The organism is Streptomyces sp. NPDC045846, from assembly GCF_056431605.1.
This window is the reverse complement of the sequence record NZ_JBWKKJ010000008.1, coordinates 286,701-308,613: the sequence shown is the minus strand read 5'-3', so window position 1 is coordinate 308,613 and position 21,913 is coordinate 286,701. Positions and strand designations below refer to the sequence as shown.

At 72.8% G+C, this 21,913-nt stretch carries 19 protein-coding genes and 1 pseudogene; 4 read left to right on the top strand and 16 right to left on the bottom strand.

The features are described 5' to 3' along the window. Positions 1-122: 122 nt before the first annotated feature. Positions 123-401, bottom strand: coding sequence for a hypothetical protein (locus AC07F3_RS24045; protein WP_479116506.1), 279 nt, complete (start codon positions 399-401; stop codon positions 123-125). Positions 402-601: 200 nt separating this feature from the next. On the opposite strand from AC07F3_RS24045, the gene AC07F3_RS24040 reads away from it, so the two are divergent. Next, the gene (locus AC07F3_RS24040; protein ID WP_479116657.1) at positions 602-1,795 is read left to right on the top strand and encodes a protein kinase domain-containing protein; all 1,194 of its coding nucleotides are present in this window, start codon (positions 602-604) and stop codon (positions 1,793-1,795) included. A 402-nt stretch (positions 1,796-2,197) separates the two neighbouring features. Here the strand turns inward: AC07F3_RS24040 and AC07F3_RS24035 are convergent, their stop codons facing one another. The 9 genes and pseudogenes from AC07F3_RS24035 to AC07F3_RS23995 all read right to left on the bottom strand — a co-directional run. Then, positions 2,198-3,016 carry a TrmH family RNA methyltransferase gene (locus tag AC07F3_RS24035; protein ID WP_479116505.1) on the bottom strand — a complete coding sequence of 273 codons (819 nt, stop codon included), beginning with the start codon at positions 3,014-3,016 and terminating at the stop codon, positions 2,198-2,200. Positions 3,017-3,103: 87 nt separating this feature from the next. Then, a complete protein-coding gene (cobA, locus tag AC07F3_RS24030; RefSeq protein WP_479116504.1) occupies positions 3,104-4,324 on the bottom strand; it encodes a uroporphyrinogen-III C-methyltransferase in 1,221 nt (406 codons plus the stop codon). A gap of 167 nt (positions 4,325-4,491) precedes the next feature. Continuing rightward, positions 4,492-7,923: a nicotinate-nucleotide--dimethylbenzimidazole phosphoribosyltransferase gene (gene cobT / locus AC07F3_RS24025; protein ID WP_479116503.1), complete on the bottom strand. Its 3,432-nt coding sequence runs from the start codon at positions 7,921-7,923 to the stop codon at positions 4,492-4,494. 338 nt (positions 7,924-8,261) lie between these two features. Beyond that, positions 8,262-9,476, bottom strand: coding sequence for a precorrin-6y C5,15-methyltransferase (decarboxylating) subunit CbiE (cbiE, locus tag AC07F3_RS24020; protein ID WP_479116502.1), 1,215 nt, complete (start codon positions 9,474-9,476; stop codon positions 8,262-8,264). A gap of 111 nt (positions 9,477-9,587) precedes the next feature. Continuing rightward, positions 9,588-10,250: a GNAT family N-acetyltransferase gene (locus AC07F3_RS24015; protein ID WP_479116501.1), complete on the bottom strand. Its 663-nt coding sequence runs from the start codon at positions 10,248-10,250 to the stop codon at positions 9,588-9,590. Between the two features lie 184 nt (positions 10,251-10,434). Continuing rightward, positions 10,435-11,298: a MetQ/NlpA family ABC transporter substrate-binding protein gene (locus AC07F3_RS24010; RefSeq protein WP_479116500.1), complete on the bottom strand. Its 864-nt coding sequence runs from the start codon at positions 11,296-11,298 to the stop codon at positions 10,435-10,437. A 69-nt stretch (positions 11,299-11,367) separates the two neighbouring features. Further along, positions 11,368-12,036, bottom strand: coding sequence for a methionine ABC transporter permease (locus tag AC07F3_RS24005; RefSeq protein ID WP_479116499.1), 669 nt, complete (start codon positions 12,034-12,036; stop codon positions 11,368-11,370). Further along, a complete protein-coding gene (locus tag AC07F3_RS24000) occupies positions 12,033-13,073 on the bottom strand; it encodes a methionine ABC transporter ATP-binding protein (RefSeq protein WP_479116498.1) in 1,041 nt (346 codons plus the stop codon). The genes AC07F3_RS24005 and AC07F3_RS24000 overlap by 4 nt, the downstream gene beginning before the upstream one ends. Before the next feature lie 353 nt (positions 13,074-13,426). Beyond that, a pseudogene (locus tag AC07F3_RS23995) lies at positions 13,427-13,606 on the bottom strand (HAD family hydrolase); the annotation flags it as partial. Between the two features lie 95 nt (positions 13,607-13,701). Between AC07F3_RS23995 and AC07F3_RS23990 the strand changes: the two are divergent. Beyond that, positions 13,702-14,061, top strand: coding sequence for a hypothetical protein (locus AC07F3_RS23990; protein ID WP_479116497.1), 360 nt, complete (start codon positions 13,702-13,704; stop codon positions 14,059-14,061). A gap of 2 nt (positions 14,062-14,063) precedes the next feature. Continuing rightward, positions 14,064-14,480 carry a hypothetical protein gene (locus tag AC07F3_RS23985; protein ID WP_479116496.1) on the top strand — a complete coding sequence of 139 codons (417 nt, stop codon included), beginning with the start codon at positions 14,064-14,066 and terminating at the stop codon, positions 14,478-14,480. A 3-nt stretch (positions 14,481-14,483) separates the two neighbouring features. Here the strand turns inward: AC07F3_RS23985 and AC07F3_RS23980 are convergent, their stop codons facing one another. From AC07F3_RS23980 to AC07F3_RS23970, 3 genes are all read right to left on the bottom strand, one after another. Continuing rightward, positions 14,484-14,987 (bottom strand): GNAT family N-acetyltransferase, encoded by a 504-nt coding sequence (locus AC07F3_RS23980; protein WP_479116656.1) that lies wholly within the window; start codon positions 14,985-14,987, stop codon positions 14,484-14,486. Between the two features lie 37 nt (positions 14,988-15,024). Next, positions 15,025-15,519, bottom strand: a complete 495-nt coding sequence (locus AC07F3_RS23975) for a sigma-70 RNA polymerase sigma factor region 4 domain-containing protein (protein ID WP_479116655.1) — start codon at positions 15,517-15,519, stop codon at positions 15,025-15,027. Positions 15,520-15,602: 83 nt separating this feature from the next. Beyond that, complete coding sequence (locus AC07F3_RS23970) at positions 15,603-16,763, bottom strand: glycerophosphodiester phosphodiesterase (protein ID WP_479116495.1); 1,161 nt, start codon at positions 16,761-16,763, stop codon at positions 15,603-15,605. A gap of 307 nt (positions 16,764-17,070) precedes the next feature. Here AC07F3_RS23970 and AC07F3_RS23965 point away from each other — a divergent pair, with 307 nt between their 5' ends. Further along, positions 17,071-17,700: a lysophospholipid acyltransferase family protein gene (locus tag AC07F3_RS23965; RefSeq protein WP_393132779.1), complete on the top strand. Its 630-nt coding sequence runs from the start codon at positions 17,071-17,073 to the stop codon at positions 17,698-17,700. A 360-nt stretch (positions 17,701-18,060) separates the two neighbouring features. Here AC07F3_RS23965 and AC07F3_RS23960 read toward each other — a convergent pair whose 3' ends face one another. The 3 genes from AC07F3_RS23960 to argH form a co-directional block, all read right to left on the bottom strand. Beyond that, positions 18,061-19,557: an MFS transporter gene (locus AC07F3_RS23960; protein ID WP_479116654.1), complete on the bottom strand. Its 1,497-nt coding sequence runs from the start codon at positions 19,555-19,557 to the stop codon at positions 18,061-18,063. Positions 19,558-19,595: 38 nt separating this feature from the next. After that, positions 19,596-20,147 carry a TetR/AcrR family transcriptional regulator gene (locus tag AC07F3_RS23955; protein WP_479116494.1) on the bottom strand — a complete coding sequence of 184 codons (552 nt, stop codon included), beginning with the start codon at positions 20,145-20,147 and terminating at the stop codon, positions 19,596-19,598. 71 nt (positions 20,148-20,218) lie between these two features. Beyond that, positions 20,219-21,646 carry an argininosuccinate lyase gene (argH, locus tag AC07F3_RS23950; RefSeq protein ID WP_479116493.1) on the bottom strand — a complete coding sequence of 476 codons (1,428 nt, stop codon included), beginning with the start codon at positions 21,644-21,646 and terminating at the stop codon, positions 20,219-20,221. Positions 21,647-21,913 lie beyond the last annotated feature (267 nt).

The following is a 21,913-nucleotide window of genomic DNA, read 5'->3' as shown; positions in this document are numbered from 1 at the left end:
GCTTGTCTTCAACAGTAGGGATCCGCGCGGCGCCGGACGTCATGCCCTCGTACCTATCTGCTGGCCTCCCAGGGGATGAGCCGTCACCCCCTCGCCTACTCCCCTGGGTGGAGACCGACCCCCTACGCCTTGGGGTCTTCCCGGAGGGGTCGGCTCTGCGCACGGGACTCCGCCTCCCCCGCGTCCTCCCTGGGGACGGGCTGCTCGACCAGGGCGAGCACCCGGGTGGCCATGAAGCGGGCCGTGCGCACGACGGTGCCGCTGCGCGTGACTTCGCTCACTTCCACCACCCCGCGACGGACCGCCGTCTCCACCCTGCGCCCCGCCCTGCTGGCCACCACTTCGTACGTCCGCGTCGTGTCCCCCGCGTCCACCACTATCTCCACGCGGTCACCCTTCATAGATCCAAACCCCCTTCTGCGACGGACCGTTGAGATCTCGCACGGGTCAGCGCCCCTGGATCCACGGGCTGCTGACCACTCTTCAAGTTTCCCACCCGGCACTGACAATCGGCCGGGCCGCGAGGGCGCGGCCTATGAGCACACCGGGCGACGGGTACGTAAGCTGTGCCACGTCAACAGGACTGGCAGCGGGGATGAAAATGGCGATGATGCGGCTCCGGCGCGAGGACCCGCGTGTCGTCGGCTCGTTCAGGCTCCACCGGCGGCTCGGCGCGGGCGGCATGGGGGTCGTGTACCTCGGCTCCGACCGGCGCGGCCAGCGGGTGGCGCTGAAGGTGATCAGGCCCGACCTCGCCGAGGACCAGGAGTTCCGGTCCCGGTTCGCGCGTGAGGTCTCGGCCGCGCGACGCATCCGGGGCGGTTGCACGGCCCGGCTGGTCGCCGCCGACCTGGAGGCCGAGCGGCCCTGGTTCGCGACGCAGTACGTGCCCGGTCCCTCGCTGCACGACAAGGTCGCCGAGGAAGGACCGCTTGCGGCCGCCGACGCCGCCGCGATCGGGGCCGCGCTGTCCGAGGGGCTCGTGGCGGTGCACGAGGCGGGGGTCGTCCACCGGGACCTCAAGCCGTCCAACATCCTGCTGTCCCCGAAGGGGCCCAGGATCATCGACTTCGGCATCGCCTGGGCCACCGGCGCCTCGACGCTCACCCATGTCGGCACCGCCGTCGGCTCCCCCGGCTTCCTCGCCCCCGAGCAGGTGCGCGGCGCCGCCGTCACCCCGGCCACCGACGTCTTCTCGCTCGGCGCGACGCTGGCCTACGCCGCGATGGGCGACTCGCCCTTCGGGCACGGCAGTTCCGAGGTGATGCTCTACCGCGTGGTGCATGAGGAGGCGCAGCTGCGCGGGGTCCCGGACGCGCTCGCCCCGCTGGTGCGGGCCTGCCTGGCGAAGGACCCGGAGGAGCGGCCCAGCACGCTCCAGCTGTCGATGCGGCTCAAGGAGATCGCGGCCCGGGAGGCCCAGGGCGGTCTGCACGGGCAGGGTCCGGACGTACGGCCTCCGGTTCAGCGCGAGCGCGTCGAGGTCGAGCGGCCCACGGGGCGGCTCGACGACCGTACGCAGCGGTACACCGATGCCGGGCGGGGCACGGGGTCCTCGGCCTCGCGGCCCGGGGCTCGTACGGGGTCCGGTTCGGCGCCGCGCACGGGGGGCTCTCGGCCCGGGGGGCCGCGCAGCGGCGCGTCCCGGCCCGGCCGTCCCGGCACGCGGCCCGGGGCGCGCACCTCGGGCGGGCTGCGGCCCGCCAACCCCCGGCTGCTGCGGCAGCGGCTGACCGTGTTCGTGCTGGTCACCTTGATCGTGCTGCTGGGGATCGCGGCGGTTAAGCAGTTCTGAGGGGCGGGGGGTGGGCGCCTTCGGGGTGTGCGCCTGTCCGTGCGGGGTCCCTTCGGGTCTGTGCGCGTCCGTGCGGGGTCTTTGCACGTCCGTGCGGCGTCTTTGCACGTCCGTGCGGGGTCCGTGCGCGTCCGTGCGGGGCTGGTCGCGCAGTTCCCCGCGCCCCTGGCAGGGTCGGGCGGCGGGGTGTCCGATGGCTCGGCTCATTGCCGCGAGTGTCGTTCTTCGGGTGCGCGTTCGTGCGTGGCTGGTCGCGCAGTTCCCCGCGCCCCTTGTAGGGCGCCCTCCCTGTGCACAAGACCCGGCCCCCACGCCTCCGTAGGGCGCCCTCCCTTTCAACAGGACCCGGTCCGCGCGGTTGCCCCTGTGGGGACGCCCGGCCGGGGCGGGCGGGGCGGTGGTTCAGGGGGTGGGGCGGCCTGTGGCCACCGCGTAGAAGGCGACCGCCGCCGCCGCGCCCACGTTCAGCGAGTCGACGCCGTGGGCCATCGGGATGCGCACCCATTCGTCGGCGGCGACCAGCGCCTGGGTGGAGAGGCCGTCGCCCTCCGCGCCCAGCATGAGGGCCACCTTGTCGAGCTTGTGCGGGGCGGCCTCCTCGATGCTGGAGGCCTTCTCGTCGGGGGTGAGGGCCAGCAGCCGGTAGCCCGCCTCGCGGACCGTCTCCAGGCCCTTGGGCCAGGATTCCAGGCGGGCGTACGGGACCGAGAAGACCGCGCCCATGGAGACCTTCACCGAGCGGCGGTACAGCGGGTCGGCGCAGTCCGGGGAGAGCAGGACGGCGTCCATGCCGAGGGCGGCCGCGCTGCGGAAGATCGCGCCGATGTTGGTGTGGTCGTTGACCGCCTCCATCACCACCACCCGGCGGGCGGTGGTGAGGAGTTCCTCGGCGGCCGGGAGCGGCTTGCGCTGCATGGAGGCGAGCGCCCCGCGGTGCACGTGGTAGCCGGTGACGCGTTCGGCGAGGTCCGGGCTGACCGCGTACACAGGCGCGGGGAGCTCGTCGATGACGTCCCGCATGACGTCGACCCACTTGGCCGACAGGAGCATCGAGCGCATCTCGTAGCCGGCGTCCTTGGCCCGTCTGATGACCTTCTCGCCCTCGGCGATGAAGAGGCCCTCGGCGGGCTCGCGGCGGCGGCGCAGTTCCACGTCGGTCAGGCCCGTGTAGTCGCGGAGGCGGGGGTCGTCGGGGTCCTCGACGGTGATGAGATCGGCCACAGGGTGATACTGCCTTGTCCTGGGAGTGGTGCCAACGGCTGGGACGGTGATCCGTTACCGATGGTTACGGGCGTGGGTCCGGGGCGGTCACGGGCGGGAGTTCACGGCGACGACGTCGCCGATGACGATGACGGCCGGGGGCTTCACTTCCTCGGCCCGGGCGACCTCGCCGACGCTCCCCAGCGTCGCGTCCACGCGGCGCTGGGCCGCGGTGGTGCCTTCCTGGACGAGCGCGACCGGCGTCGCCGGGTCCTTGCCGTACGTGACGAGGGCCTCGGCGATGGCGCCGATCTTGTCGACGCCCATCAGGATCACCAGGGTGCCGCGCAGTCGCGCCAGCGACTCCCAGTCGACCAGGGAGCGCGGGTCGTCCGGCGCCACATGGCCGCTGACCACGGTGAACTCATGGGCCACGCCCCGGTGCGTGACCGGAATGCCGGCCGCGCCCGGCACCGAGATGGAGCTGGAGATGCCCGGCACCACCGTGCAGGTGATCCCGGCGTCGGCGAGCGCCTGGAGCTCCTCCATGCCGCGCCCGAACACGTACGGGTCGCCGCCCTTGAGCCGGACGACCGCCTTGCCCGCCTTGGCGTGCTCGATCAGGGCGTTGTTGATCGCCTCCTGCGCCATGAAGCGGCCGTACGGGATCTTCGCGGCGTCGATGACCTCGACGTGCGGGGGGAGTTCGTCCAGGAGGTCGCGGGGACCGAGCCGGTCGGCGATGACCACGTCCGCCTCGGCGAGCAGCCTGCGGCCGCGCACGGTGATCAGGTCGGGGTCGCCGGGCCCGCCGCCGACCAGCGCGACGCCCGGGGCGCGGGTGCGCTGCTGCGGGGCCACGAGGGTGCCGTCGCGCAGGCCCTCCACGATCGCGTCGCGGATCGCGGCGGAGCGGCGCGGGTCGGGGGTGTCGGTGGTGAGGACGGCGACCGTGACGCCCTCGGAGCGGCCGGTGGCCGGGGTCCAGGCGGTGGCGGCGGTCGCGTCGTCGGAGCGTACGCACCAGACGCGGGTCCGCTCGGCCTCGGCGGAGATGCGCTCGTTGGTCTCGGTGTCGGCCGTGGCCACCAGGGCGTACCAGGCGTCCGCGAGGTCGCCGTCCTGGAAGCGGCGGCGCTCCCAGCGGATCTCGCCCGCGTCCGCCATCGCCTCGACGGAGGGAGTGGCGCTCGGGGAGACCAGGGTGACCTCCGCCCCGGCGGCGATCAGCGCCGGCAGGCGGCGCTGGGCGACCTGGCCGCCGCCGACGACGACGACGCGTCGGCCGGTGAGGCGGAGGCCTACGGGGTACGCGGGGTGTTCGACCATGGCGGCGGTGCTCCTCGGGCGGAGTGACGTGCGGTGAGCCGCTGCGGCGGTGAAGCGGCTGGTGGGAGGGGGTACGCGGTCCCGCGGACAGCCTAAGGGGCGGACGGGTGGTGTGGCACGAGCGGGGGCCGGGGTCAGCGACCCCGGCCCCCGCTCGTGCGTACGGGCTACTTCTCGGTGACGCCCGCCGAGTCGAACGTCGCGACCTCGTGCATCGCGCGGGCCGCGCTCTGCACCACCGGCAGGGCGAGCAGGGCGCCGGTGCCCTCGCCGAGGCGGAGGTCCAGGTCGACCAACGGACGCAGCCCCAGCTTGTTCAGCGCGGCCACGTGGCCCGGCTCGGCGCTGCGGTGGCCCGCGATGCAGGCGGACAGCACCTCGGGGGCGATCGCGCGGGCGACCAGGGCGGCCGCTCCCGTGCTGACGCCGTCGAGGATCACCGGCGTACGCAACGAGGCGCCGCCGAGCAGGAAGCCGACCAGGGCCGCGTGCTCCAGGCCGCCGACCGCGGCGAGGACGCCGATGGGGTCGGCCGGGTCCGGCTGGTGCAGTTCGAGGGCGCGGCGCACGACGTCGACCTTGCGGGCGTGCGTCTCGTCGTTGATGCCGGTGCCGCGGCCGGTGACCTCGGCCGGGTCGACGCCCGTGTAGAGGGAGATGAGGGCGGCCGACACCGTGGTGTTGGCGATGCCCATCTCGCCGGTCAGGAGCGCCTTGTTGCCCGCCGCCACCAGGTCGCGGGCGGTCTCGATGCCGACCTCGATGGCGGCGACGGCCTCCTCGCGGGTCATCGCCGGGCCGGTCGTCATGTCGCCGGTGCCCGCGCGCACCTTGCGGGGCAACAGGCCGGGGGTGGCCGGGAGTTCGGAGGCGACGCCCACGTCGATGACGCAGACCTCGGCGCCCACCTGATTGGCGAAGGCGTTGCAGACCGCTCCCCCACCGAGGAAGTTGGCGACCATCTGGCCGGTGACTTCCTGGGGCCAGGGGGTGACGCCCTGGGCGTGCACCCCGTGGTCACCGGCGAAGATCGCCACGGCGGCGGGCTCCGGGATCGGCGGCGGGCACTTGCGGGACAGGCCGGACAGCTGCGCGGAGATGATCTCCAGCATGCCGAGCGCGCCCGCGGGCTTGGTCATCCGCTTCTGGCGCTCCCAGGCCTCGCCGAGCGCCTTGGCGTCCAGCGGGCGGATGCCCGCCACGGTCTCCTCCAGGAGGTCGTGCGGGTCCTCGCCGGGCAGCGCGCGGCGGCCGTACGTCTCCTCGTGGACGACCCAGGACAGGGGGCGGCGCTTGGACCAGCCCGCCTGCATCAGCTCCGGCTCCTCCGGGAACTCGTCGACGTAGCCGACACAGAGGTAGGCGACGACTTCGAGGTGCTCGGGCAGGCCGAGGGCGCGCACCATCTCGCGCTCGTCGAAGAAGGAGACCCAGCCGACGCCGAGGCCTTCGGCGCGGGCGGCGAGCCACAGGTTCTCGACGGCGAGCGCCGAGGAGTAGGGCGCCATCTGCGGCTGCGTGTAGCGGCCGAGGGTGTGCCGACCGCCCCGGGTCGGGTCCGCGGTTACCACGATGTTGACCGGGGTCTCGAGGATCGCCTCGATCTTCAGTTCCTTGAACTGCTTGGCCCGGCCCTTGGGCAGCGACTTGGCGTAGGCCTCGCGCTGGCGCTGGGCGAGTTCGTGCATGGTGCGGCGGGTCTCGGCGGACCGGATGACCACGAAGTCCCACGGCTGGGAGTGGCCGACGGAGGGCGCGGTGTGGGCCGCCTCCAGGACGCGCAGCAGCACCTCGTGCGGGATGGGGTCGCCGCGGAAGCCGTTGCGGATGTCGCGGCGCTCGCGCATGACGCGGAGCACGGCCTCGCGCTCGGCGTCGTCGTAGCCGGGGGCGGCGGGTGCCTGCTCGGGCGCCTCGATGACCTCGGCGAGCTCCTCGGCCGCGGCGAGCTCCTCGGCCGCGGCGGGCGCCTCGGGCCCGGCCGCGGCGGGTTCCGGGGCGGTGGGCCGCGGCGCGGTGATCACTTCGAGCGGCTCATCGGCCGCGGCGGCCTCGTCGGACGGCGCGGTCCGCGGCGCCTCCTCTGCGGCCGGGGCCGCGGCAGCGACGGGCTGCTCCTGCTGGGGTACGAGCGCGGGCTCGGGCGCCCGGACCGGCTCGGCCACCGGCTGGTCGGCGGCGTGCTCGGGAACGTCCGCCCGCGGCGGCGCCTGCTCCTCGGGCGCGGGCTGCGGTACGGGAACGGCGACGTGCGTGGTCGCCTGGCCGGGCGCCACGACGACCGGGCCGTCCGCGGGCGCGGCGGCCTGGGCGGGCACGGGCTCCGCGACCGTCGGCTGGGCGAGCGGCGCCTCGGCGGCGGGCTCGGCGGCGGCCTGTTCGGCCACGACCGGCTCGGCCGCCACGGGCTCGGCGGCGGCCGGTTCGGGGACGACCGGCTCGGCGGGCGGGGCCGGCTCCACGGCGACCGGTTCCGCGGCCGGGGTCTCGGCGGCCACCGGCTCGACGACGACCGGACCGGCGGGCTCGGCCTGCGCGACCGGCTCCGCCTGGGCCACCGGAGCGGCGGGCTGCGCGGCGGGGGCCACGGGCTGCGCCGCGGCCGGCGCGGGCTCGGGTGCCGGGGCGAGCGGTTCCGCGGCCTGCTGCGGCACGTCCTGAGCCCGGGGCACTCGCGGAACGGACGCGTCCGGCACGGATGCGGCCTGCGCGGGCGCGGTCTGCGCCGGTGCGGCCTGCGCCGGTGCGGGCGCGAGGTGGGGGCCGGTCGGCACGGAGCCCTCGACCGGCACGAACTGGCCCACCGGCTGCGGCTGTCCGGCCTGCTGCTGGGCGTGCGGCGCGGCCTGCTGGGCGACGAGCTGGTCCACGAGGAGGGCGGGCCGGTCCGGCTGCGCCGCGGGCGCGGCCGACTGTTCGGCGGTCCCCGGCTGAACGGCCGGAACCGACGCCTGGACCGCGAACTCCTCCGGGACGACCGTTTCTGCAGGGGGCATGGGTGTGTTGAGGGACGCGTGGGGCGCCGTGCGCTGCTGAGGCGTCCATGCCATGCCGGGCTGCGGCGGCAGCTCGCCGAGGTGCGGCGCGGGCTGCCGCGCCGCGGGCTCCTCACGCGGAACGTCCAGGTACTCGGGTCCGGTGGTCGGCGGGCCCTGGGTGCGCGTCGGCACCGGGTTCGCGGGGGTTCCGGCCGGGCCGCGGTCGGCGAGCGAACGGACGACCCCGGCGGAGGCGTCCGGCACCTGCGGGCCGAGGTGCAGCGGGCGGCGGGGCGGCGGACCGGCCGGCGCCGCGGGCGCCTGCGGAGCCCGTACGCCGCCGAGCTCGACGGAGCCGGTGTCGCGGCCGCCGGTCTCGTGCGCGCCGGGCTCGGCGGGAGCGGGCGCCGGCGGCACCTGGGCCGCGGCGGGGGCGGGCGCCGACTGCGGGTCGATCCAGGCGCCCTGGGCGCCCGGCATCAGGAGCAGATCGTCGTCGTCCGCACCGTTCTCGGAGGGGTCGAGGAAGGTGTAGGCGCCGGGAGCGGGGACGCCCGGCTGTTCCACCATGCCTGCGTTCTCCGGCAGTCCCTCGCCCGGGACCTGGCCGGTGTCAGTCATGCGTACCCCTCGCCCATCTGTAGTGCTCCTTCGGCCTGCGCCCGGGGCCGCACACGCTGGACGCGTGAGGCACCGTCGCTCAGAACGTGTGCGCCGCGCGGTGCGAACGGCCCGCAGGCATCAACGACACCATGCATTGTCGCGGGCCTTCGCCGCCGTGGCGGTCAGTCTCGGCCACGGACCGTGTGGGCTGCGCCACGTTGCGCGTCCCCCGGATGTGCCGTACCGCGAAGGGTGCCAAAGCGGTGCCCTTTTCCGGCCCTTGGCGAGCGGAGCGCCGAACGGCCGGGTGCGGTACAACGATCGGCCAGCCTACCCCCCGCGACGCGCCGGAAGAGTCACAGGGATCTTTCTTTCCGCCTTCCGGAGAGCAGGAAGGCGACCGAGCGTTCGCGCTCCGACCAGGCGCTCGTGTCGAGGTCGACCGATTGGATGAGCGCGCACTCGACCTCGTATCCGCCGGCGCTCAGCGCGGCGCCCACGGCCTCCGCCTCGTCCCGGGTGGCCGCGTGCGTCACGATGCGCTCCGGCCTGCGGTCGGCGCACGCCTCCACGACGGCGGCGCCCCCGCCCCCGACCCGTACGACGTCGGGCTCGGGCAGCGACTCCAGCACGTGCGGGGCCCTGCCGCGGACGGCCTGGACCTGAACTCCGAAGCGGCGGGCGGTGGATTCGGTGCGCGAGCAGGCGTCCGCGCTGTGGTCGACGGCGATGACCGCGGCGCCGAACCGGGCCGCCTCGGCGGACAGGGCGCCGCTGCCGCAGCCGATGTCCCAGACCAGGTCGCCGACGCGCGGCCCGAGCCGGGCGAGTTGGGCGGCGCGCAGCTCGGTGGACTCCCCCGGGCCGAGCGCGGCGCCGTACTCGCGGGCGGGCAGCGCCCAGCCGCGCGGCGCGGACGGGTAGCCGGGCGCGGGTCCGGCGAGCCAGCCGTCGCCCTCGGTCGCTCCGCCGCCGCCCAGGACGATGACGACGTTGGGGTCGCGCCAGGCGTGGTCGGCGGCGTTCTCGGAGGTGAGGACGGTGACCTGTTCGCGGTCGCTGCCGAGCTCCTCGCAGATGACGAAGGTGCGGTGGACGCCTTCGAGGAGCAGCGCGAGTTCGGCGGGTCCGGCGCCGGGCGAGGTGAGGACGGCGACCTTGGGGTGGGCGCGGCAGACGTTGACGGCGCGGCGCAGGGTGCGGGGGTGGGCGACGACGACCTGGGCGTCGTCCCACGGCATCCCGGCCCGCGCGAAGGCGGCCGCGACGGCGGAGACGGCGGGCACGACCTCGACCTCCAGGCCGTGCTCGGGCGCCCTGAGGGTGCGTACGACACCGAAGAAGCCGGGGTCGCCGTCGGCGAGGACGACCGCGCTGCCGCGGTGTCCGGCGATGCGGCGGGCCGCCAGGCTCACGCTGCCGAGCCGGATGCGCTCGGCGCCCGCCGGGACTTCGGGGAGGGCGAGGTGGTGGGCGGCGCCGGCCACCAGGGTGGCCGCGGAGAGGGCGGAGGTGGCCGCGGGGGTGAGGGGCGAGCCGTCCCAGCCGATCACCGTGACGCGGTCGGCCATCTTCGTCAGTCTCCAGGTTTCGTCACAGGTCGGGTCGGGGCGGTCCGGTCCAGGTGCCGGGCCCACCAGTGAGGGTAGCCCCGCACCGTCGGTGCGGCCGGTGGCCGGCGATCAGTTCCAGTCGGTGAAGGAGGCGTAACCGGCGTCCGCGAGCTGGTCGGCGACGCCTTCGAGGTCCTCCGGGAGCAGGCTCCACACGATGAGGTCGGTGCGGATGTCGATCCAGCCGCCGACACCGTCGTCGGGCCGGGTCCGCGCTATCCACGCGTTGCGCAGCACTCCCTCGCTGATGCAGCCGATCTTCTGGGCGACCTGCTGGGAGGCGGTGTTGTCGGCCGCGGTGCGCAGTTCCAGGCGCTCGAACCGCTGGTCCCGGAACAGCCATTGGGCGGCGGCGAGCACGGCCTCGGTGGCGTAGCCCTCGCCGCGCGCCCAGGGCGCCACGACGTAGCCGACCTCGGTGGCCAGGGTGCGCCAGTTGGTGTTCTGGAGGTGGACGATGCCGACGAGGCGCTGGGTGAGGAACTCGGTGACCGCCAGAACGATTCCTCGGCCCTCGGTGCGCTCACGGGGGGCGAGGTGGCGGACCCAGTCCTCGGCGTCGCGGGCCGTGTAGGGGTGGGGCACCGAGGTCCAGGCGACAACCTGCTCGTCGTTCATCATCTCGATGAGCGCGGGGGTGTCGGCATCCTCGAAGGGGCGCAGCACCAGGCGGTCCGTGCTGATGGAGATGTCCGGGAACACCGGAAGGGGGGTAGTCATGTGCCGCTCCATGCCGTGGACCGCCGTGAGGGGCCGCGAAGGCCCGAAGACCCCGTGGCCCGTCAACCTATAAGGACCGTAAAGGCACAGCATGCAGCATCGGGCGCCCGGCGCGCATGGCCGGGTGGCCGATGCGACGAAGGTCCCGGACCCCTGACGGGGTGTCCGGGACCTTCGTCCTGCCGTGCCGCGAGGGCTACTTGGCGGCGCCGAACGCGGGGACGACCGAGCCCGCGTACTTGTCGGTGATGAACTTCTTGACCTCGTCGGAGTTCAGGAGCTTGGCGAGCTTCTGGATGCGCGGGTCGCTCTCGTTGCCCTGCTTGACGGCGAGGAAGTTGGCGTACGGGTTGCCGTCCGCCTTCTCCAGGGCGAGGGCGTCCTTGGACGGCTTCAGGTTGGCCTCGATGGCGTAGTTGCCGTTGATGACCGCGGCGTCCACGTCGTTGAGGGCGCGCGGCAGCGTCGCCGCCTCCAGCTCCTTGAACTTCAGGCCCTTGCTGTCCTTGATGTCGGAGAGCTTGGCGCCGGAGCCCGCACCGTCCTTCAGCGTGATCAGGCCGTTGGCAGCGAGGAGTTGGAGGGCGCGGCCCTCGTTGGTGGTGTCGTTGGGGACGGCGATCGTCTGGCCGGAGGCGATGTCCTTCAGCGACTTGACCTTGTGGGAGTAGAGGCCGAGCGGCTCCAGCTCCACGTTGACGACGGGCACGATGTGGGTGCCGTTCTTCTTGTTGAAGTCGTCCAGGTAGGGCTTGTGCTGGAAGAAGTTGGCGTCGACCTGGCCCTGCTCGGTGGCGGTGTTGGGCAGGACGTAGTCGGTGAACTCCTTCACCTCCAGCTTGAGTCCGGCCTTGGCCGCCAGGTTGTCCTTGACGAACTTGAGGATGTCGGCGTGCGGCGTCGGCGACGCGGCGACGACCAGCGCCTTGGACGGGTCGGCCTTGGCCCCGTCCGCCTTGGCGGCCGGCTTCGGGTCGGAGGAGGAGCCGCACGCGGTGAGGCCGACGGCGAGCGCGGCGGTGGCGAGGGCGGCAGCGGTGATCTTGGTGTTCTTACGCACGAAAAGTGCCTCTTTCCGGTGGTGCGGTGTGACGCCCGGACAAGGAGTTCGGGCCGTTGTGAGGGAAGTTCAGGAGGTCCGGCCGCGGCGGGCGAGCAGGCGCACCACGCCGTCGCCGATCAGCTGGATCACGGTGACGATCACGATCAGCACGGCCACCGTGATGAGCATGAAGTTGGTCTCGAAGCGCTGGTAGCCGTAGGTGATGGCGACCGAGCCGAGGCCGCCGCCGCCGACCGCGCCGGCCAGCGCGGAGTAGCTGACCAGGGTGATCACGGTGGTGGTGATCGCGGAGACGAGGGAGGGCAGGGCCTGCGGGAGCAGCACCTTCCCCACGATGGTGGGGATGCCGCCACCCATGGACTGGACCGCCTCGACGAGCCCGTGGTCGACCTCGCGGACCGCGGTCTCCACGAGCCGCGCGAAGAACGGGATGGCGCCGATGGAGAGCGGCACGATCATGGCGCTGGGGCCGATGAAGGTGCCGACGGCCCAGGTGGTGAAGGGGATCAGGGCGATCAGCAGGATGATGAAGGGCAGCGAGCGGCCGATGTTCACGATCACGCCGATGACCTTGTTCACCGGACGGTTCTGGAGCAGCCCGCCCTTGTCGGTGAGCACGAGCAGCACGCCGAGCGGCAGCCCGAGCCCGATGGTGACGACGGTCGCCCACAGCACCATGTAGAAGCTGTCGTACGTTCCCTGTGACAGCAGCGGCTGCATTTCCGACCAGCTCACTTGGCACCTTCCTCGACCAGGTCGAGCACCTGGCTGTCGTCCACCACGTCCACCTGGAGGCCCTGCTCGCGCAGGAAGCCGACCGGGACGACGTTCTCCTCGTAGCCGCCGGGCAGTTCGATCCGCATCCGGCCGATCTGCTTTCCGGCGACGGTGTCCATGGCGGCACCGAGGATCGAGATGTCGATGTTGTACGTCCGCGACAGCTGGGAGATGACCGGCTGGGTGGCGGCCTCGCCGTGGAAGGTGACGTCGACGACGGTGCGCTCGGGGCCGGTGGCCTCGCCCGTCACCGGGAACAGCTCGGCGGCGAGCTCGGAGCCGGGGGTGGCGAGCAGTTCGCTGACGGTGCCGGACTCGACGACCCGTCCCTTCTTCATCAGCGCGGCCGAGTCGCAGATCGTCTTGACGACGTCCATCTCGTGCGTGATGAGCAGGACGGTGAGGCCGAGCTGCTGGTTGAGGTCGCGAAGCAACTGGAGGATCGAGCGCGTCGTCTCGGGGTCGAGGGCGCTGGTCGCCTCGTCGGACAGCAGCACCTTGGGGTCGCCGGCCAGCGCGCGGGCGATGCCGACGCGCTGCTTCTGGCCGCCGGAGAGCTGGGCCGGATAGGCCTTGGCCTTGTCGGCGAGGCCGACCAGGTCGAGCAGTTCGAGGGCCTTGCGGGAGCGCTCCTTGCCGGAGACGCCGAGGATCTCCAGGGGCAGCTCGATGTTGTCCTGCACGGTGCGCGAGGACAGCAGGTTGAAGTGCTGGAAGACCATGCCGATCCGGGAGCGGGCCCGGCGCAGGTCCTTTCCGGCCCGGCGGCCGCGTCCGGCCAGCGCGGTGAGGTCGACGCCGTCGACGGTCACCGTTCCGGAGGTGGGGCGCTCCAGGAGGTTGACGCAGCGGATGAGGGAGGACTTGCCGGCGCCGCTCTGTCCGATGACGCCGTACACCTCGCCCTCGCGGACGTGCAGGTCGACGCCGTCGAGCGCGGTGATATCTCGTCCGCGCGACTGGTAGACCTTGGTCAGGCCCGTTGTGGTGATCACAGGATTTCCGTCACTGTCGAGTGCGCGGCGCGGGGTATGCCGGGCACGGGGCAAACGTGTTCGGGGCGCGGCTCGGCCTCATCGGTGGATACCGGGGGCACGGTGTGCGCGGGGCAGGCCGAATCCGTAAACGGTGTACGGAATCGGGCGCGGCCGACGGGTCTCGCTTCGGGGCGCGAGGCTCAGGCGGGGGCCCTCAGAAGGCGCACATTCGACACATACAACGAGCACCGGGCGTCGTCATCGCCTCGGTCGCAAGGGTGCGGCTGCTCGTCGTGGTCATGTCGCAAGTAAAGCAGAACCGGTCAGGGACGGATCAGGGATGTCCGAATACCGGACATCCCTGGACCGCCCTACGGACGGACCCACTCCGCCGCGATGATCTCCATGCCACCGGCCGTGGCCTGCGCCGACACGGCCGAGAGGTCCTTCACCACCACGTCGGCCACGGGCTCGCCCGCCCGGCGCGCTGTGGTCAAGGCCACGGTCGTCCTGCCCGCCGCACGGTTCGCGCCGAGCCCCGCCGGAGCGTCGAGGGCTTCGGCATGGATCTTCAGCCCTCCCGGCCCCGCGGGCGGCGGCGGGGGTCGGCGCATCGGGCCTTTCGGCCCGTAATACCCTCGACCCCATGCTCGACGCCCTGACGGTCGCGGTCTCCGCCGCGGCCCTCGCCCTCGCAGCCTGGTGCGGATTCGCCGCCTACCGGGACCAGCCCACCAAGGACTGGCACTTCATCGGCATGGCCGTGGTCACCGTCCTCGCGCTGGCGCAGCTGGTGGTCGGGCTCGTCCAGCTCGGTCGCGGCGAACGGCCCGCGCAGGGCGTCGCGATCTTCGTCGCGTATCTGGCCGGAGCGTTCGCGGCCGTCCCGGCGGCGGGCTTCCTCTCGCTCTCCGAGCGGACCAAGTGGGGTTCGGTGACGGTCTCGGCCGGTGCCGTCGTGCTCGCCGTGCTCGAAGTGCGTCTCTACGACATCTGGGGAGGCTGACCGTGACCGAGTCCGCCACTGACACCACGCCCGCCGAGAAGCTCGGCTCCGGGCCGGGCCGGGTGCTCGTCTGGTTCTACGGGGTGTTCACCGTGGCCGCGGCGTCCCGCTCGATCGTCCAGATGATCCTGGACTTCGGGAAGGCCCCGCTGGCGTACGTCCTGTCCGCGATCGCGGCGTGCGTGTACGGCTTCATCACGTACTCACTGGTGCGCGGCGGCGAGAGGGCCCGCCGGGCAGCGCTGGTGTGCTGCGCGGCGGAGCTCCTCTTCGTCCTGGTCGTCGGCACCTGGACGCTGGCGGACGCCTCCGCCTTCCCCGACGCCACGGTGTGGTCGGACTACGGGATGGGCTACCTCCTCATCCCTGTGATCCTGCCGATCCTCGGCATGCTGTGGCTGCGCCGGGCCAAGCGCTAGCCGTCACGCGCTCGCCGCGAACTCCTGGGGCGCCGCTTCCTTTTCGAGGGTGATCACGGAGAGCCGCGTACTGACCGTCTCGGTGGCCACCGTCGCGTAACCGTGCCTGCGGTACAAGCGCAGGTTCGACTCGCTGCGGTGGCCGGTGAAGAGCCGGAAGCGCTTGGCGGCGAGCTCCGCCGCGAAATGGGCCTCGATGGCGTTCAGGAGCCGGCCGCCCAGGCCGTGTCCCTGCATCCGGGGGTGGACGATGAGCTTGCCGATGCGGCCGGTGCCCGACGCGTCGACACTCCCCCGCACCGACGCGACCACCTCGTCGCCGAGCCGGGCCACCAGGGCGTACCCCGCACAGAGTTCGGCCCGCAGTCCCTCCAGGGTCTGCGTCAGGGGTTCGATCGAGTAGTCGCCGTAGAGCTCGGCCTCGCTCTGGTAGCACAGGTACTGCAACTTCAGTATCTGCTCGGCATCCTGTGCGCCGGCCGCAGAGATGGTCACGCTCATGCCCATGTGTGCATGCCTCTCGCTCAACTGGTCCCCTGGTTGTCTACCGCTCCTTTCCCCCTCGTTCAGGAGCTGCAACCTCCGCCGCCAGCATTCTGCGCAGGCATCCCAGGCATCGGGAACGCATCGGCCCCAGACTCCCCTGTGAGATATCCAACTCCCCTGCGATTTCCCGGTAGGTGGGGTCCTTCGGCGAGAGCAGCGCGGCGAGCAGACGGGGGCAGTTGCCGGGGGTGCGGCCGATCGCCGCGTGCAGGACGCGGCGCCGCTCGGCGGTGATGGCGGCGAGTTCGGGCCCGGGATCCGGGTCGGCGGCGGGCGCGCTGCCGTACGGCCGCTCCTGGCGCCGCAGCCGGCGGGCGCGGCGCGCCTCGGCCCGCACGGCGGCGCGCACCCAGTGCACGGGGTCCGCCGGGTGCTGTTCCAACAGCCTGAGCCAGACGGCCTGTTCGAGATCGGCGGCGTCGACCCCGGTGCCGGGCGCCTCCGCGGCGGCCTCGGCGGCGAGGAGCGGGCTGAGCTCTGTGACGAGATCCATGCCGGGCTGGACGCGCCCGCCGCAGAAGCCGGTTTCCGCGGCGGGCACTTCTCACTCGTACGGGGCGGAAAGGCGGCGGCCCGTCAGCGCCCGCGGAAGTCGGCCGCGGCCAGCAGCGCGGTGTCCGCGTTGTCCGAGAACACCGCGTCGATACCGGTCGCGAAGTACGTCCGGTACGCGCCGAACGCGTCCCCGTAGGCGTTGGGGTCGGCGCCGCGCCGGAAGTCGGCGGGCAGGAAGGTGTTCTCGTTGCGCATCGTGTAGGGGTGCAGGATCAGCCCCTGCGCGTGGGCGTCGCGCACCAGCGTGGTGGGCCGGGTGAGCCTGCCGGACGCGTCCTTCGGAATGATCAGGTCGAGGGTGGGCCCGATGCCCTGGGCGTACGAGGCGATCCACTTCAGGCCCGCGGGCTTGACCAGGTCGTCCACGGTGCGCGGATCGCCGCTCACCACGAAGTCCCACGGCTTGCTGCCCGCGTTGGACAGCAGCACCACCGAAGGCGTGTCGACCAGCCGCGCCAGGCGCTGGATGCTGCTGGGCTCGAACGATTCGAGGAACTGCGGGGAGTCGGCGCGGTGGCGCCCGTAGCGGCGCAGGAGCTGGGCGACCCGGTCCTCCAGGGGCAGGCCGATGCCGCGGAAGTAGGTGGGGTGCTTGGTCTCGGAGTGCAGCCAGATGCGGCGGCCGAGGCGGCGGCCCTGCTCCTGCGCCCAGCGCAGCACCTCCTCGAAGGTGGGCACGTCCCAGCGGCCGTCGTAGAGCGTGTTGTGCTGCCGGTTGCCCGGGATGCGCTCCTTGGCGCGCAGGGTCTTCAGCTCGGCGAGCGTGAAGTCCTCGGTGAACCAGCCCGTGATGGCGGTCCCGTCGACGGTCTTGGTCGTTCTGCGGGAGGCGAACTCGGGGTGGTCGGAGACGTTCGTCGTGGCCGAGATGTCGTTCTCGTGGCGGCACACCAGGTGCCCGTCCTTGGTGGGCACCAGGTCCTGCTCGATGACGTGGGCGCCGAGGTCCAGGGCGTGCTGGTAGGAACCCAGGGTGTGCTCGGGCCGGTATCCGGCGGTGCCGCGGTGTCCGATGACGTACGGGACGGGCAGGTCGCGGTAGGCGGCCCGGCCCCCGCCGTGCCGCTGCGCGGCCGAGGCCGGCGCGCCCGCGAGCCCGGTGGCCGACGCGGCGAGCACGGCCGCGCCCGCCGCCCCCAGCACGCTGCGCCGTCCGGGGCTGATCCGCTCACCCTCAGTCATGAACACTCCTCGGTCATCCGGTTCCACTGGCGATTCCACATGTCCCGCACCTGTCAACGCGGGAGACGAGCGTAGGCGGACCGATCTGAAAAGCGGGATGCTTTGGGGGTACACGAGGACGAAGGCGGGTCGAACCTGGCGCAAACACATGTCAACAGCGCGTATCCACTTCGTGAACCCGATGTGCGATCAGCGGTGACCCGCGAGTATCGTCCTCACCTGCACAGACATCCCACCCCCACCCAAGACGACTCCGGAGGGCCCGTTGTCCCGCTTCGCGCTCATCAAGGCAGTGCTCGGACCGATCATGCGCCTGATGTTCCGCCCACAGGTGGAAGGCGCCGAGAACATCCCGGGCACCGGTCCAGTCATCCTCGCCGGCAACCACGTGACCTTCATCGACTCGATCGTGCTGCCCATCGTCTGCGACCGGCAGGTCTCCTTCATCGGCAAGGACGAGTACGTCACCGGCAAGGGACTCAAGGGCCGCCTGATGGCCTGGTTCTTCACCGGCGTCGGCATGATCCCGGTCGACCGGGACGGCGCCAACGGCGGGGTGGCCGCGCTGATGACCGGCCGCCGCGTCCTGGAGAACGGCCAGATGTTCGGCATCTACCCGGAGGGCACCCGCTCCCCCGACGGCCGCCTGTACCGGGGCCGCACGGGCGTCGCCCGGCTCACCCTGATGACGGGCGCGCCGGTCGTGCCGTTCGCGATGGTCGGCACGGACAAGCTCCAGCCGGGCGGTGCGGGGATGCCGCGCCCCGGCAAGGTGACGGTCCGGTTCGGCGAGCCGATGGAGTTCTCCCGCTACGAGGGCATGGACCGCGACCGGTACGTGCTGCGGGCCGTCACGGACTCGGTGATGGCCGAGGTCATGCGGCTGTCGGGGCAGGAGTACGTGGACATGTACGCCACGAAGGCCAAGGCGGCCTAGCCCCGCTTTCCCCTGCGGGGGCCTGGGCCTGTCTGGCTCACCCCGCGGGGGCCGGCCCGCCGGGGCCCGATTCGCCCCCTGCGGGCCGTGGCCGGTCGCTCGCGCCGTTCCCCGCGCCCCCGGCAGGGCCGCCCCAAACCCCCTGCCAAGGCGAGCCCGTTGCAATCCGGCTCCTGCTCCTGCGGACCGTGGCCAGTCGCTCGCGCCGTTCCCCGCGCCCCCAGCGGGTTCGCCTCAAACCCCCTGCCAAGGCGAGCCCGTTGACACCCGGCTCCTGCTCCTGCGGACCGTGGCCGGTCCGCTCGCGCCGTTCCCCGCGCCCCCAGCAGGGCCGCCCCAAGCCCCCTGCCGGGGTTGGGCTCAGGGGTGTTCCAGGCCTTCGGCCAGTTTCTGGCCGCGCAGGAGGAACCACGCCGCGATCGCCGTCGCGAACAGGACCACCGAGCCGACCGCCGCCGCCGTCTGGAAGCCCTCCGTGAAGGTGTGCCTCGCCGCGGCGAGCAGGGCGTCCGCCTGGCCGGGCGGGAGTTTCGCGGCCGCCTCCACCGCGCCGCCGAGCGAGTCGTGGGCCTCGGCCGCGAGGTCGGCGGGGACGCCCGCCGGGGCGGTGAAGCCCCGGTAGATGCCGGTCACCACCGAGCCGAGCAGCGCGATGCCGAGGGCCGCGCCCAGTTCGTACGCGGTCTCGGAGACCGCCGACGCCGCGCCCGCCTGCTCCTTGGGGACGCTGGAGAGGATCACGTCCGCCGTCACCGTGAAGGCGAGGCCCGCGCCGAGTCCGCCCACGAACAGGGCGATGCCGAGGGAGACGATCCGGGTGTCCGCGCCGAGCGCCACACAGGCGGCCAGCGCGAGGCCCACCGCGCCGAGGCCGCCCGCGACGGCGCTGCGCACCGAGGCGCGGCGGGCGATCGTGCCGGCCGCGAGCCCCGCGCCCACCGCGCCGACGGCGGCGGGCAGTTCGATGAGCCCGGCCTCCAACGGCGAGCGTTCCTGGACCAGTTGGAGGAACTGGGAGAGGAAGAAGACCAGGCCCGACAGGCCGAGGATGGTCAGCAGGTCCGCGAGCACGGCCCCGGAGAAGCCGCGATGGTGGAAGAGCCGGATGTCCAGGAGCGGCGAGGCGAGGGTGCGCTGGCGGCGTACGAACCAGACCAGCGCCGTGATGCCGAGCACGGCCGCCGCCAGGATGTCCCAGCGGAACCCGTTGACCGCGGCTTCCTTCACCGCGTATACGACGGCGACCATGCCGACCAGGGAGAGCCCGACGCTGACGAGGTCCCAGGGGCCCGGGTTCGGGTCGCGCGACTCGGGGAGCAGCTTGATGCCGACCAGGACCAGGACGGCCATGACGGGCAGGTTGATGAGGAAGACCGAGCCCCACCAGAAGTTCTCCAGGAGGAACCCGCCGACCACCGGGCCGACCGCCGCGCCCGCGGAGGCGGCGGCCCCCCAGATGCCGACGGCCAGGCTGCGCTCGCGGGGGTCGTGGAAGATGTTGCGGATCAGGGCGAGCGTGGACGGCATCAGGGTGGCGCCCGCGACGCCGAGCAGGGCCCGGGCCAGGATCATCATCTCGGGGCTGGAGGCGTACGCGTTGAGCACGGACACCGCGCCGAACGCCACGGCCCCCATCAGGAGCAGCTTCTTGCGGCCGATGCGGTCGCCGAGGCTGCCCATCGAGACGAGCAGTCCGGCGATGATGAACGAGTAGACGTCGCCGATCCAGAGCAGCTGGGTGCCGGACGGCTTCAGGTCCTCGCTGAGGAAGGGCGTGGCGAGGCCGAGCACGGTGGCGTCGACGGCCACGAGCAGCACGGCGAGGACGAGGACCGCGAGCGCGAGCCAGCGGCCCATCCGGCCGACGGCGTGGTGCTCCCGCGGTTCGGTTGCGGTCACTTCTCCACGCTCCGCCGTACGCCGCCGAGCAGCAACTCGGCGATCATGTACTGGAAGTCCTTGGCGGCGACCCGGCCGTCCTGCACGGCCCAGGCGCCGGCGCCGACCAGCCCGTACAGGGCCTCGGTGAGCCAGGCGGGGGTGAGGTCGATGCGGAACTCGCCGCGGTCCTGGCCGCGGCGGAAGAGCGCGGAGACACGGGCGTCGATGCGGGCCCAGCCCGCGTTCATCTCCTCGCCCTCGAAGAGCTGGTTCTCGGTGACGAGGAAGGCGAGCAGGCCCGCCACGGGTTCCACCTCGGCGACCATCCGGCGCAGCGCGCCCGAGGCGTCGCCCTCGTCGAGCCGGGCCGCGTCCAGGGCGCTCTCCAGCTCCCGGATACCGAGCTCCTCCAGCGCCCTGACGAGGGCCTCCCGTCCGGCGAAGTGCCGGTGCAGGGTGGCCCGGCCGATGCCCGCGGCGCGGGCGACCTCGTCCATGGTGGCGGTGGCCTTGCGGGTGAGGAGGGCGGCGGCGGTGCGGAGCACCTGGTCTCGGTCCACGGTCATGAGACAACCCTAGCCCCGATGAGACATCAACGTCTCATCGGGGCCAAGGGTGAAGATCGCCTCCGGCGGAGCTACTTCTTTGCGTTCGCCCAGGCGTGCTGGACCGCCAAGTCGGCCTTGACCTCCGCCAGTTGGACGGCCACGGCCGAGGGGGCGGTGCCGCCGCGGCCGTCGCGGGCGGCGAGCGCGCCCGCCACGTCGAGGACCGTACGGACCTCGGGCTTCAAGTGCGGGGAGATCTTCGCGAACTGCTCGTCGGTGAGCTGGTCAAGATCGATGCCGTGCGCCTCGCACTCCTTGACGCACTCCCCGGCGACCTCGTGCGCGACCCGGAACGGCACCCCCTGCTTGACCAGCCACTCGGCGATGTCGGTGGCGAGCGAGAACCCGGCCGGGGCGAGCTCCTCCATCCGTTCCCGGTTGACGGTGAGCGTGGCCATCATCCCGGTGAAGGCGGGCAGCAGCACCTCCAGCTGGTCGCAGGAGTCGAAGACCGGCTCCTTGTCCTCCTGGAGGTCCCGGTTGTAGGCGAGCGGCAGCGCCTTCAGCGTGGCCATCAGGCCGGTGAGGTTGCCGATGAGGCGGCCGGACTTGCCCCGCGCCAGTTCGGCGATGTCCGGGTTCTTCTTCTGCGGCATGATCGAGGAGCCGGTCGAGAAGGCGTCGTGGAGGGTCACGAAGGAGAACTCCTTCGTGTTCCAGATGATGACCTCCTCCGCCATCCGCGAGAGGTTCACGCCGATCATCGCGGTGATGAAGGCGAACTCCGCGACGAAGTCCCGCGAGGCGGTGCCGTCGATCGAGTTGCCCACCGAGCCGCGCTCGAAGCCGAGGTCGGCGGCGACCGCCTCGGGGTCGAGCCCGAGCGAGGAGCCCGCGAGCGCGCCCGAACCGTACGGCGAGACGGCGGTCCGCTCGTCCCACTGGCGCAGCCGTTCGGCGTCCCGGGACAGCGACTGGACGTGGGCCAGCACGTGGTGGGCGAAGAGGACCGGCTGGGCGTGCTGGAGGTGGGTGCGGCCGGGCATGGCGACGTCCGCGTGCGCCTCGGCGAGGCCGACAAGGGCGTCCTGGAGCTCGGCGATCAGGCCGCCGATGATCCGGGCGTGGTCGCGCAGGTACATCCGGAAGAGCGTGGCGACCTGGTCGTTGCGGGAGCGGCCGGCCCGGAGCTTGCCACCGAGGTCGGGTCCGAGGCGCTCGAGCAGGCCCCGCTCCAGGGCGGTGTGCACGTCCTCGTCGGCGATGGTGCCGGCGAAGGAGCCGTCGGCGACGTCGCTTTCGAGCTGGTCCAGGCCCGCGATCATCCGCTGGAGCTCGTCGGCCGTGAGCAGGCCCGCCCTGTGGAGCACCCGGGCGTGCGCGCGGGAGCCGGCGATGTCGTACGGCGCGAGCCGCCAGTCGAAGTGGACCGACGCGGACAGGTTCGCCAGCGCCTCGGCGGGGCCGTCGGCGAACCGGGCGCCCCAGAGCCGGACGTCACCGTTGTTGCTGCTCACAGCTCAAGCTCCTCAGAAGGGATGGATGTGCCACCGCCTCCCCGCCGCGGAGGAGCGGGGAGGCGGCCGTATAACGAGTCGTGCGGACGCGAGGTCGTGGCCGGGCCGGGGCCGGGGTGTGCGGGGATCCTCGGCCGGTACGGGTGGCCCGCGGGCCGAGGAGTCCGGCGAAGCATTCGTTGAGCATAACTATGCAATGACCCGTATGTTTTGTCAATGGACTCCGGGCCCGCCCTCCCCCGTGGGCCCCTGCCCCACCCGGTGAGA